Below are 12848 nucleotides of genomic sequence, written 5' to 3'. Positions count from 1 at the left end.
GCGTGGCACGCCTGGTCGATCGCGCCGCGTGCAGCAGCGCGTCGGGCAGCCTCTTCGCAACAGCCGTGCCAGCGGGCGCGCGGGCCGATGTCTCGTGGCATTGCCGTCGATCGGGGCGTGCCGGACGGGGGCAGACGGACGCGCATTTCGGCCGCTTTGCTGAAAACCCAGCAGCGCAGCGCGCGGCCGCACGGCGTGCTGCATTTGCGGCATCTCGCTGGAAATCCAGCGCGCGATTCGACGCGCGGTGGCCGCGCACGCAGGCAGGACGGTCGTGGCACGGTGCTTGCTCACGACACGGGCCATGCTTCTCACCACGAGGATTTTCATGAACGCGTTCACGTCCGCCGCCGCGCCTGCTCCCGCGCCGTCTCCGATTTCTTCCCGTCCGCCTGCGAGCCGCATCGCCGACGACGCGCATGCGCTCGAAACCGCGCGCCGCCTTGCCGGCGAGCTGTCGCGCGACGCGGCGCTGCGCGACCGCGAGCGGCGGCTGCCGTTCGCCGAACTCGACCTGTTCTCGGGCAGCGGCCTGTGGGGGATCACCGTGCCGCGCGCGTACGGCGGCGCGGACGTATCGCTTGCGACGCTCGGCGCAGTCGTGCGGACCGTGGCCGAAGCGGACCCGTCGATCGGCCAGTTGCCGAAGAATCATTTCCACGCGCTCGACGTGATCCGGCTGACCGGCGACGACGCTCAGCGCCGCAAGTTCTTCGGTCTCGCGCTCGACGGCGCGCGCATCGGCCATGCGGCGTCCGAGCGCAGCACGAAGAACGCGCTCGAGATCGGCACGCGGCTCACGCGGCGTGGCGGGCGCCTCGTGCTCGACGGCCAGAAGTTCTATTCGACCGGCGCGCTGTTCGCCGACTGGATCGCGGTGCTCGCGCTCGACGACGACGGCCGCTACGTGCAGGCGCTCGTCGAGCGCGACCGGCCGGGGCTCGACATCGTCGACGACTGGAGCGGCTTCGGGCAGCGCACGACCGCGAGCGGCACGCTGACGCTGTCGGAGGTCGAGGTCGATCCGGCCGACGTCGTGTCGATCCAGGCTGCGTTCGAGCGGCCGACGCTCGCGGGGCCCGTGTCGCAATACCTGCATGCGAACATCGACGTGGGCATCGCGCGCGCGGCGATCGCCGACACGATCGACTTCGTGCGCACGCGCAGCCGGCCGTGGGCCGACAGCGGCATCGCGCGCGCGTCGGACGATCCGTACGTGATTCGTGACGTCGCGGACCTGCAGATCCGGCTGCTCGCGGCCGAGGCCGTGCTCGACCGCGCGGCCGCGGAACTCGCCGCGCTGCCGGACGCGCCCGACGACGCGCAGGTCGCGCACGCGTCGGTGCAGGTCGCGGTCGCGAAGGTGCTCGGCACGGAACTCGCGATCCTCGCGACCAACAAGCTGTTCGAGCTGTCGGGCACGCGTTCGGTGCTGAGCGAATACAACCTCGATCGTCACTGGCGCAACGCGCGCACGCACACGCTGCACGATCCGGTGCGCTGGAAATACCACGCGATCGGCAACTACGTGCTCAACCACGTCAATCCGCCGCGCCACGGGTATCTGTGATGAACGACACGCGCTCGAATCCGCCACCGTTCGCGCTGCAGGACCCCGCGCGGCGCCGTTACCTGATCGCGTCCGCGTGGGCCACGGCCGGACTCGGCGGCGGCGCGCATGCGTTCGCCGCAGATGCCGCCGCCACTGCAGCGCCGGTGCGCGGCGGCACGCTGTCGCTGTTCGCGCAGCCGGAGCCGCCGTCGCTCGTCAATGCGGTGACGCCGCACGTCGCGTCGCAGTACGTCGGCGGCAAGATCTTCCAGGGCTTGCTCGTCTACGATCCGCAGCTCAGACCGGTGCCGGTGCTTGCGCGCAGCTGGAACGTGTCGGCCGACGGGCTGCGCTACACGTTCGACCTGCAGCCGGGCGTGCGCTGGCACGACGGGCAGCCGTTCGGTGCGCAGGACGTGGTGGTCACGCTGAAGGAGATCGCGCCGCAGGCGCTGCCGCGCACGAAGGTGACGTTCGACAAGTACATCGCGTCGATCGACGCGAGCGGGCCGCTGCAGGTGACGATCCGCCTGAAGAAGCCGTATGCAGGACTGATCAATCTGCTCGGCAGCGGGCTGCTGCCGATCTTGCCGGCTCACCTGTACCAGGGGAAGGACCCGCGCAGCAACCCGGCGAACCAGCATCCGGTCGGCACGGGGCCGTTCGTGTTCCGCGAATGGAAGCGCGGCGCGTATGTGCGTCTTGCGCGCAATCCCGACTACTGGAAGAAGGGGCTGCCGTATCTCGACGGGATCGTATTCAACATCGTGCCCGACGCGGCCGCGCGTGCGATTGCGTTCGAGCGCGGGCAGATCCATGCGCTGCGTGCGGGAGACGTCGACTACGCGGACGTCGCGCGGCTCGCGAAGCTGCCGGGCGTCGCGCTCACGACGCAGGGCTGGGAGCTGTTCACGGGGATGGCCTTTCTCGAACTGAACCAGCGCAAGCCGCCGTTCGACAACGTGCTCGTGCGGCAGGCCGTGCTGCATGCGCTCGACCGCCAGTTCATCGTCGACCGGATTTTCTACGGCTACGGGAAGGTGGCGAACGGCCCATTCGTGTCGTCGTCGCCGTTCTACGATTCGGGCGTGCCGCGCTTTGCGCACGACCCGGACCGCGCGCGGGTGCTGATCCGCCAGTCGGGCGTCGATGTCGGCCGGTTTCCGCTCGTGCTACTCAACGGCGAGAAGGGCGGTGCGTGGGAGCGCGTCGCGGAATACACGCAGCAGGCGCTCGCGCAGGCGGGCTTCCGCATCCGTGTGCAGACGACCGACGCGGCCGGCTGGTATGCGCGCGTCGCGAACTGGGATTTCGATCTGAGCTACAACTTCCTGTTCCAGAACGCGGATCCCGATTTCGGCGTGTCGCCGCTGTACCGGATCGACGGCATCTCGAAGGGATCGCCGTTCGGCAACGTCGAGGGCTATCGCAATCCGACGCTCGACGCGCAGTGGGACGCCGCCGCGCAATCGACCGACCCGGCCGCGCGCCGCGGGCTCTATGCGCAGATCCAGACGGCGCTCGCGAACGACGCGGCCATCGCCAACATCTTCGAGATGGTCAATCCCACGGTGTACCGGCGCAGCGTGCACAACCTGCTGCGCACGGCCACCAGCGTGAACGACAGCCTCGAGGACACATGGATCGGGTGACCCAATGACAAGCGGGTTGAGAAGCGCGCTGCGCGTGTCGGCGACGGTGCTCCGGGGGCTTGCGGTCGTCCTCGGCGTGCTGGTCGTCAATTTCTTCCTGGTCCGGCTCGCGCCCGGCGATCCGGCGCTCATGCTCGCGGGCGACGCGGGCGCGGGCGATGCCGCGTACGTCGAGCGGCTGCGCGCGCAGCTCGGGCTGAGCCGGCCGCTTGCAGAACAGTTCGCGCTGTATCTGCAACGCGTCGCGCACGTCGATTTCGGCTTCTCGTACCGCAACCAGCTCCCGGTGCTGCAGCTCGTCGCGGAGCGCCTGCCCGCGACGCTGCTGCTGATGGCGGCCGCGTTCGCCGTGTCGGTCGCGGCCGGCGTGACGGCCGGCGCCGTCGCCGCGTGGTGCGAGACGCGCGACGGCACGTGGGCACGCCGCGTCGCGCGCGCGATCGGCGCGCTGGCCGTGATCGCGTATGCGACGCCGCTGTTCTGGCTGTCGCTGACGAGCGTGATCGTCTTCTCGGTCTGGCTCGGCTGGCTGCCGTCGTTCGGGATGGAAAGCGTCGGCGCCGGCTACACGGGCGTGCGTCACGGGCTCGACGTGGCCGCGCACCTCGTGCTGCCCGCGACGACGCTCGGGCTCGTCTACGGCGCGATCTACGTGCAGCTCACGCGCGCGGCGATGCTCGAAGTGGTCGAACGGGAGTTCGTGCGCACCGCGCGCGCGAAGGGCGCGTCCGAGCCGCGCGTGATGATCCGCCACGTGCTGCGCAACGCGCTGCTGCCCGTCGTCACGCTCGGCGGCCTGCAGCTCGGGCAGCTCGCGGGCGGCGCGCTGGTCACCGAGATCGTGTTCGCGTGGCCGGGCCTCGGCGGCCTGATGTACGACGCGCTGATGCAACGCGACTATCCGGTGCTGCTCGGGCTGCTGGCCGTCGTCGCGGCGCTCGTCGTCGGGTTCAATGCGCTGACCGATCTGCTGTACGGGATCGTCGATCCGCGTGCCGCCGTGCGGGAGGCGCGATGATGAGCCGCTTTTCGAGCCGCTTTCCGAACAGCTTCCTGAGCCGCATCATGAGCCGTTTCCCGATCAGTTTCCCGCACCGCTTCCTGCACGGCTTCCTGCACGGCTTCCTGCACCGCTTCGCCCGTGCGCCGGGCGCGCTCGCAGGCACGCTGTTTCTCGCCGCCGCCGCGCTGGTCGCGCTGACAGCGCCGCTGTGGCTGCCGTCGCCGTGGCGGCTCGCGGCCGAGCCGATGATGCGGCCGCTGCTGGATGCGGCCCATCCGCTCGGCACCGACATGCTCGGGCGCGACGTGCTGGTCGGCCTACTGTGGGGCGCGCGCGTGTCGCTGTTCGTCGGGCTCGCGGCAACCGTCGCGACTTTCGCGCTCGGCGCGACAGTCGGCGCGCTCGCGGGCTGGTGCGGCGGCTGGATCGACAGCGTGCTGATGGGCGTCACCGCGCTGTTCCAGACGATTCCGCAGTTTGCGCTCGCCGTAACGATCGCCGCGGTGCTCGGCGCGTCGCTCGAATCGACGGTCATCGCGATCGCTACCGCGTCGTGGCCCGCGATCGCGCGGCTCGTGCGCGGCGAGTTCATCGGGCTCGCGGGCCGGGAATTCGTGCTGGCTGCCCGCGTCGCCGGCGAGACGCCCGCCGCGCTCGTGCGGCGCCAGATCCTGCCGCACGTGCTGCCGCCGCTCGCGGTGCTGGCCGCGCTGATGGTCGCGACCGCGATCCTGACCGAGTCGGCGCTGTCGTTCCTCGGGCTCGGCGACCCGGCGCAGATGAGCTGGGGCTTCATGATCGGCGCCGCGCGCAACGTGATCCGCGACGCGTGGTGGCTGAGCATCTGGCCGGGCCTCGCGATCGTCGCGACCGCGCTCGCGATCAATCGCGTCGGCGAAGGCTTGCGCGTGGCGTCGGCGCTCGCGCGGGCGACGACGGAGGGCGCGCGATGAGCGGCGCGCCGCTGCTGTCGATCGAGCATCTCACGCTCGCGCTGCCGCCGGGCGCGGAGCGTCGCGAAGCGGTGCGCGACGTGTCGCTGACGATCGCGCCCGGCGAAGTGCTGTGCGTGGTCGGCGCATCCGGATCCGGCAAGTCGCTGCTCGCGGCGGCGATCGCGGGGCTGTTGCCGCATGGCGTGCGGCGCGAGCGCGGCCGGATCGTGCTGCGCGGCCGGGACCTGACGCGCGGCAGCGACGCCGAATGGCGCGCGGTGCGCGGGCGCGACGTGTCGATGATCTTCCAGGAGCCGCTCGCCGCGCTCAATCCGCTGATGCCGGTCGGCGCGCAGGTCGACGAGGTGCTGCGCGTTCATCGCGTGCTGACCGGCCGCGGCGAGGCCGCCGCGCGCGCCGCGCGGGTGACCGCGCTGCTGCGCGACGTCGGGCTGCCCGAACCCGAGCGGCTGCGTCATGCGTATCCCGACGCGCTGTCGGGCGGCCAGCGGCAGCGCGTGCTCATTGCGATGGCGCTGGCGCTCGAACCGGCGCTGTTGATCGCCGACGAGCCGACGACCGCGCTCGACGTCACCACGCAGTCGCGGATTCTCGCGCTGATCGCGCAAGCGACCCGCGCGACGCGCACTGGCGTGCTGCTGATCACGCACGATTTCGGTGTGGTCGCGCAGATCGCCGATCGCGTCGCGGTGCTGCGCGACGGCGAAATCGTCGAAAGCGGCCGCGCGGCCGACGTGCTGCGCGCGCCGCGCCATCCGTACACCCGCGCGCTGCTCGATGCGGTGCCGCACGGCCGGGCCACGCAACGCGCGGTCGCGCGCAGCGGCGTGCCGCTGCTCGACGTGCGCGGCCTGCGCAAGCGCTACGCGGCGCGCCGCGTGCTGCCGTCCCTGCCATTCCTGCCGGACCGCGGCCGGCGCGGCGTCGATGCGCTGGACGACGTCGGGTTCACGCTGCACGCCGGCGAAACGCTCGGCATCGTCGGCGAATCGGGCTCCGGCAAGTCGACGCTCGCGCGCGCGCTGCTGCGGCTCGCTCGCGTGGACGACGGCCACATCGTGCTGCGCGGCGAGCACGATCTCGCGCGCCTGACCGAGCGTGCGTTGCGCCCGCTGCGGCGCGAGATCCAGATGGTGTTCCAGGATCCGCACGCGTCGCTGAACGCGCGCCAGACCGTCGCGGATATCGTCGCGACCGGCATGGTCGCCCACGGCGTCAAGCGCACGGACGCCCGCCGGCGCGCGGCCGACCTGCTCGCGCGGGTCGGCTTGCCGCCGGACGCGCTCGACCGCTATCCGCATCAGTTTTCCGGCGGGCAGCGGCAGCGCATCAGTCTTGCGCGCGCGCTCGCGCTCGACCCGTCGATCCTCGTGGCCGACGAGATGGTGTCGGGCCTCGACGTGTCGGTGCAGGCGCAAGTGCTCGCGCTGCTCGAATCCGTGCAGCGCCGCCGCGCGATGGCGATCGTGTTCGTTACACACGACCTGCGGGTTGCCGCGCAGATCTGCGACCGGATCGCGGTAATGCGCGCGGGGCGCGTGGTCGAGCTGGGCGACGCCGCGCAGGTGTTCGGCGCGCCGCGCCATCCGTATACCCGCGCGCTGATCGACGCGATGCCGGTGCTGCCGGCGCGTCCGGCAGCAAACACCGACGGCGCGCGGCACGCGCATCCGATCGACGAGGAGCACCCGTGACATCCCATTCGACTTACGCCGCCGCCGGCCCGGTGGTCGTGACCGGCACGCCGGTCGAAGTCCGCACGGGGCGCACGCTGAGCGTCGCCCATCGCCCGGCACCGCCGGATTCGCCGCATGCGGACACCGTCGTGTTCTTCGCGCACGGCGGTGGCGGCAACAAGAACCAGTGGCGCCGCCAATGGCGGACGCTGGCCGACGCGGGCTACGGGCTCGTCGCGTGGGATTTTCTCGGTCACGGCGACAGCCCGCGCCCGGACACGCGCGACGGTGCCTATCGCGGCGCCGAGACGATTCAGGACTATCTCGCGCTGTTCGATCGCTACAAGGGCGCGCGCAACGTGCTGGTCGCGCATTCGCTCGGCACGGGCAGCACGCTCGTGCTGCTGCAACACCTTGCCGACCTCGGACGATTGCACGAAGCGAGCGCGGCGCTGCTGCTCGGCACCCGGCTCACGCGCCCGGCCATGCAGCCGTCCGCGCTGCCGGCGTGGCTGCTCGAATGGCTCAAGCCGGTGTTTGCGCGGCGGTTCCGTCGGCTTGCGTGGCACCCGCAAGCGGACCGCGCGCTCGTCGCGTACGAATCGCGCATCGCGCGCCGCAACCGGATGGCGACGTTCCAGGCCGTGCTGCGCGACGCACCGTGGCCCGATGCCGCGCGGCTCGCGGCGCTCGACCTGCCGGTCGTCGTGCTCGCGGGCGACGCGGACGGCCTGACGCCGGCGGCGGACGGACGCGCGCTGGCCGATGCGCTGCCCGACGCGACGTTCGGCGTGCTGCGCGAATGCGGCCATCAGCTCATGCTCGAGCGTCCCGAGGCCGTGGAGGCGGCATTGCGCGCGCTGCTCGACAGGATCGAGAGGCCGGCCGATACGGCGCGATAGTCAGGTCTCGAAACGAATGAACTGCGCGGACGACCACACCTTGCTGTCGTTGCACTGCCGCCCGAAGAAATACACGGGGCGGTGCCCGAATTGCGTGTTGCCGGGCGCGACGTCGATGCTGCCGGCGAGGTCGACGGGCAGCGGCTGGTCCGTGAGCCGCTCGAGCGCGACGAACAGCTCGGTGCCGCCGAGCGCATGCGTCGCCGTGCCGCGCGCGAGCAGTTCCGCGCCGCTGATCTCGAAGCGGAACGCGGGCGCATGCGCAAACGGATTGCGCTGCAGCGGATCGCCGACCTTCGCGAACCCGTCGATCGTTCCTTCGACGACGATCGTCGCGTCGGCGAGATTGCCGACGTCGATCTCGATGCTGTCGGCATCGCCATAAGTGTCGCTGCGGAACTCGATGTCGGTCGCGCCGGTGCGCCACGCCGATTCCTCGACATGCTCGAACCCGTTCGACCCGAAGCGATGGATCGTGCCGTTGACGATGCTGATCCGGCCGCGCCATGTGGCCCAGCGGTAGCGATCGCGGATGCGCGCGCCGCCCCAGCGCACGCGGATCAGGCGTTCCGCATAGCCGAGTTCCGCGTGCAGGTTGCGCTCCCACAGCAGGCCCTGGTGATCGTAGGCGGCCACGTATTCCCAGCCCGCCTGGCCCAGCAGCCGGTAGTCGAGCCGCGCGGGCCCGCGCTGCGCGAACGCATCGCCTTGCCAGTGATCGCCGCAGCGCACGAGGATCGCGCTGTGCTCGCCGGTGGTCGCCCACGTGCGGCGCGCGCGCAACGCCGCGCCGACGCTTTGCCGGTCGAGCGCCGGCGCGAGCACGCCGGTCAGCCCGCCGTGCACGCCGAACACCTGCACGCCCGGCGCGCCGCCGCCCGGCCGGCCGCGATGCTCGTCGCCGCTCGCGGCCACGCCGAGCCGGTAGCCGCGCGCGATCACGTCCTGGTACAGCCAGCCGAAATGCCCCCATGACGACGCGATCTCGACGAGCCGTTCGAGTTCCGGATGATGCCAGTCCGGAATGTAGCGGCGGCCGCCCACGTGCGGCATCACGAGGTGCTGCGCGGCGTCGTCTGCATACGCGTCCCACAGCTCCTCGACGGGCCAGCGGCCGAGCTCGACCGCGTGGCCCTTCATGTCCTCGTTCCAGACGAGCGTGCGGTTGTGCTCGCCGCGTGCGTTGTACGGAAAACCGGGCCGCGCGTCGCCGAGGAACACGACGTTGTGGTCGCCGCCCGCGGTCGAGCTGCCGCACCATTCCTGCACCGGATAGACGACGAAGCGGCCCGGCTCGTTGAAGCGTTCGACGGCATCGACACCGAGCTGCCAGTTCTCGTCGGTGATCTGGAAATCGTTCGCCGTGTAGCCGAGCACGTCGATGCCGCCGATATCGCGCGCATAGCGTGCGTTGTACTCGGGGCTGTTGGTGCCGACCGTGTCGTGCGCATGGACGTGCAGGTCCGCGTACAGCGCGCGCGGCGCGGGCAGCGACGCGTCGACCGTGAGCCACGCGTGCGCGGCGCGCACGTCCGGCCGCGCGGGCACGTCGGCCACGATGCGCAGCGTGCCTGCGTCGGCCGGCAGGTCGTCGACCGCGCAGGTTGCAAACCCCGCATCCGGCAGCGCGTGGTCGCGATGGTAGACGGCTGCGCCGCGTGCGTCGTACGCGATCACGCGCGCGGTGCCGCCGACATCGCGGCACGCATTGCCCCAGCGGTCCTGCAGCGACAGCCGGAACGGCGCGCGCGTGCCGGGCCGCACGAAGCGCGGGCCGTTCAGCAGCACGTCGGCAGGCGCGCCGGCGCGGATGTCGATCGACACGTCGCCGGGCACCGCGACGAAGCGCGACGTGCCGAGCGGATCGACGTAGAGCCGGAACCGGAAGTTGTCCTCGGCGAACGTCTGCACGCGCGTGCCGGGGCCGCGGCGGCGGTCGCCGAGACGGATCACGATGCGATCGCCGGCGTTCACGTAGCCGTCGACGATGTCGACGATCACCGCCTTCTGGAACGGCCGCTCGTGTCCCTTCTGGTCGAAGCGCACGTTCAGCGCCTGCACCGTGGCCGGGCTTTGCCCGGGCACGAGCGGTGCCGCCTGGTATTCGGCGCTGATGTAGTTGGCGGCGCTCGGGTCGCTCGTCTGGAACAGCGCCCAGTCCGAGTAGAACTTGAAGGTCGCCTTCAGCCAGCCGCCGTCGGCGATGCCGGACGAGCCGACTTCGTAGTCGAGCACGATCTCGCTCCAGTCGCCGGCTTCGACGCGCGCGACGTTGCAGCGCACGCGCCCCGCGAACGGCAGGCGCTTGTGCCGTTCGTACAGGCCCGCTGGCGCGACGTGCGGGCCGAGCCGGTCGCGCAGCGCGGCGGCGCGCGCTTCGATGGTGTCGGGGGTGCCGAGGGTGTCGTTGGCTTCGTTCATGCGTTGTCCGTGAAATGTCGGGAGGAAGCGGCGCGCTTCAATGCGCGAACGGCCAGGGTGCGGCCGGATCCCAGACCGGGACGCCGAGCCACGCGTACCACGGCGCAATCACGCACAGGCCGTACACGATCGCGATCAGCACCGACACCGCGCCAACCTTCGCGTAGTCGGCCGTCGAGAACGCACCGCTGCTGTACGCGATCACGCCGGCGGTGATCTGCGTGGGCAGCAGGTACGCGAAGCTGTCGGTGTCGCTGACGAGCATCGTGAATGCGACCGGATGCAGCCCGAGACGCGGCGCCAGCGCGAGCGCGATCGGCGCGATCATCGTGACGGCTGCGACGTTGGACAGCATGCCGATGCGGATCACGTGGGTGCCGAGCATCACGATCGCGATCGTGAGCCACCAGCCGTGCCCCTGCGCGGCCGCATAGATGTGATCGGCCGCCCAGCTCGCGAGCCCCGACGCGCTGATCGCCGCCGACAGCGACAGCGCGCCGGCCAGCAGGAACAGCGTGCCCCAGATCGTGCGCTGCTCGATTTCGGCCCAGCCGAAGCGCAGCACGCCTGGCGCGAACAGCAGCGCGAGCGCGAGCAGCGCGACGATTTCCGACGGCAGGTGATGCAACGGCTCGGTCGCCCACAACGCGGCGACGGCCGCGAACAGCGCGAGCACGGTCCAGTCGTTGCGCAGCGCGGGCGGCTGCGCGCGGCGCATCGCCGTGATCGCGCCGGAGCCGCCGGGAATCGCGACCGCACGCGAGCGGAAGTAGAACTGCACCCAGCACTGCGTGATCGCGAACATCCCGAGGTACGGCCACTGCAGCTTGAGCCACGTGAGATACGAGATCCGGATGCCGAGCTGCTTCTCGAGCAAGCCGGCGACGACCAGGTTCGGCAGGTGGGCCGTCAGGATGCACATGCCGCTGATCATTGCGCCATACACGAGCGTCTGGATCACGATCGCCTTTCTGGCGGCACGCTCGCGCGGCGAATCGCCGAACAGCCGGACGATGCCGTTCGTGACTGGCAGCAGCGTGGCCGCGCGCGCGTTCGCGGCCGGCACGACGAGCGCCATCAGGCAGTTCACCGCGAACATCGCCCAGATCACACCGTTCGCCGTGCGCACCTTCAGGCGATCGAGCAGCAGCAGTGCGATGCGCCGGTCGAGCCCGCACGCCTGCATGATCGCGGAGAACAGGAACGCGGCGAGACACAGGAATACGACCGGCGCGGCGAAGCCGCTGGCCGCCTTCGGAAACGACGGGCTCGCGTGCGAGAGCACGAGCAGCATCGGCAGCAGCAGGCCGCTCACACCGACCGGGATCGCCTCGGCGATCCAGACGATCGCGACCCACGCGACCACGGCGAGCGTCGCCTTGCCTTCGGCGGACAGATGCGCGGGGGTGGGCAGCCACCAGGCGATCGCGAAGAATGCGAGCCACGCGGCGGCGAAACCGATCCGCGCGCGCCACGGCGCGCGGATTGCGTGCCCGGCTGCGTGTGGATCGGCGCGCGACGGTGCCACTGCGGGTTCGGCCCGTGGCGGCCGGCATGCAGGCGCGCCGTCGAGCGGCGGCGTGCCGATAGCGTTTTCAGTCACTGATATGCTCCCCGTGCGTCCGGCCTTCATGCGGCTCACCGGACCGTCTGTCGAGATGTGATAATACGTATTAATACAAGTTGGGCGATCCAATTGCTTTTCATATCGATATCCGGAATACCGCTGAAGGCGGGCCGGGCACGGAGAGGGAGAACCGATGACGCTGGTGCGTGACGATGCGACGTCGCTTTACGAGCAGATCGCGGCGACGCTGCGCGGCGAGATCGAGCAGGGCATCTACGAACCGACCGGGAAGCTGCCGTCGGAGGCGCAGTTGAGCGAGCGCTTCGCGGTGAGCCGCGTGACCGTCAGGCTCGCGCTCGCGCGCCTGACCGACGCGCACATCGTCGAGCGCAAGCAGGGCAAGGGCACGTTTGCCGCGAAGCAGCGGTTGCGGCATCGGCTCGATGTGCTGCGCGGGTTCTACGACTCGATCGCGGGGCAGGGTGCGCACGCGCGCATGGAACTGCTGCGGATGGAAGAGTGCGATGTGCCGCCGGGATTGCGGCATGCGTTCGCCGAGGACGTCACGCGTTGCATCTACCTCGAGCGCCTGCATTGGGTCGACGACGAACCCGTTGCGCTTGCGCAGACGTGTCTGCTGCCCGACGCGCGTGCCGTCGCCTATGCGCAGGCCGAGAGCCTGCCGACCTACGAGATGCTTGAGCGGCAGCTCGGCTGGCGGATCACGGACGCCGACATGTCGGTCACGGCCGTGAGCGCGCCTGACGATGTGGCGGATCGGCTAAGGATCGGCGCGAATGCGCCGCTGCTCGTGTTGCGGCGCACGTCTCGCCTGGCGGATGGCCGCACGTGCGAGTCGACCGTGTTTCATATCCGGCCCGAGCGTTTCGACCTCGTGGTGAGGAGTGGCGTCGAGGCGCGGTTCGTTGGTTGATGTCGTCGACGAAATGGCACGGCCAAGAGACACATAGCCCTGATGCAGCATCGACTCGATCGTTGCCGAATCGTTTTCGTTGACGCTGCCGGCATCCTCCCGGGCATCGCGCAGCAGCATCGCTTGCGCCCGCAACCGACCGAATTCGGACGTCGAGTGCGCGGAGCGGGAGTTCACCGCTGTGG

General features: G+C 70.7%; 9 protein-coding genes. 7 read left to right on the top strand and 2 right to left on the bottom strand.

The window, feature by feature from the left end; all coding sequences use genetic code 11:
* The first annotated feature begins 328 nt into the window (after positions 1–328).
* The 6 genes from DID96_RS13680 (at position 329) to DID96_RS13655 (ending at position 7741) form a co-directional block, all read left to right on the top strand.
* On the top strand, positions 329–1570 hold the full coding sequence (locus DID96_RS13680) for an SfnB family sulfur acquisition oxidoreductase (RefSeq protein WP_124599833.1): 1242 nt from the start codon (positions 329–331) through the stop codon (positions 1568–1570).
* Complete coding sequence (locus tag DID96_RS13675) at positions 1570–3204, top strand: ABC transporter substrate-binding protein (protein ID WP_260463894.1); 1635 nt, start codon at positions 1570–1572, stop codon at positions 3202–3204. Before DID96_RS13680 ends, DID96_RS13675 begins: the two co-directional genes overlap by 1 nt.
* Positions 3205–3208: 4 nt before the next feature.
* Positions 3209–4222, top strand: a complete 1014-nt coding sequence (locus DID96_RS13670) for an ABC transporter permease (RefSeq protein WP_185732248.1) — start codon at positions 3209–3211, stop codon at positions 4220–4222.
* Between the two features lie 95 nt (positions 4223–4317).
* Entirely contained in the window at positions 4318–5160 is an 843-nt protein-coding gene (locus DID96_RS13665; RefSeq protein ID WP_185732253.1) for an ABC transporter permease, read from the top strand.
* Positions 5157–6857: an ABC transporter ATP-binding protein gene (locus tag DID96_RS13660; RefSeq protein ID WP_124599832.1), complete on the top strand. Its 1701-nt coding sequence runs from the start codon at positions 5157–5159 to the stop codon at positions 6855–6857. The genes DID96_RS13665 and DID96_RS13660 overlap by 4 nt, the downstream gene beginning before the upstream one ends.
* Positions 6854–7741: an alpha/beta fold hydrolase gene (locus tag DID96_RS13655; RefSeq protein ID WP_124599831.1), complete on the top strand. Its 888-nt coding sequence runs from the start codon at positions 6854–6856 to the stop codon at positions 7739–7741. The genes DID96_RS13660 and DID96_RS13655 overlap by 4 nt, the downstream gene beginning before the upstream one ends.
* Here DID96_RS13655 and DID96_RS13650 read toward each other — a convergent pair whose 3' ends face one another.
* Both DID96_RS13650 and DID96_RS13645 read right to left on the bottom strand, forming a co-directional pair.
* A complete protein-coding gene (locus DID96_RS13650) occupies positions 7742–10162 on the bottom strand; it encodes a hypothetical protein (protein WP_124599830.1) in 2421 nt (806 codons plus the stop codon). It lies immediately after the preceding gene.
* 37 nt (positions 10163–10199) lie between these two features.
* Positions 10200–11765, bottom strand: coding sequence for an anion permease (locus tag DID96_RS13645; protein WP_260463893.1), 1566 nt, complete (start codon positions 11763–11765; stop codon positions 10200–10202).
* Between the two features lie 157 nt (positions 11766–11922).
* On the opposite strand from DID96_RS13645, the gene DID96_RS13640 reads away from it, so the two are divergent.
* Positions 11923–12663: a GntR family transcriptional regulator gene (locus DID96_RS13640; protein WP_124599828.1), complete on the top strand. Its 741-nt coding sequence runs from the start codon at positions 11923–11925 to the stop codon at positions 12661–12663.
* The last annotated feature ends 185 nt before the right edge of the window (positions 12664–12848 follow it).

It is taken from the genome of Burkholderia sp. Bp8963 (assembly GCF_003854275.1).
In the GTDB taxonomy this organism is placed as follows: domain Bacteria; phylum Pseudomonadota; class Gammaproteobacteria; order Burkholderiales; family Burkholderiaceae; genus Burkholderia.
This window is presented reverse-complemented; position numbering and strand designations above follow the sequence as displayed.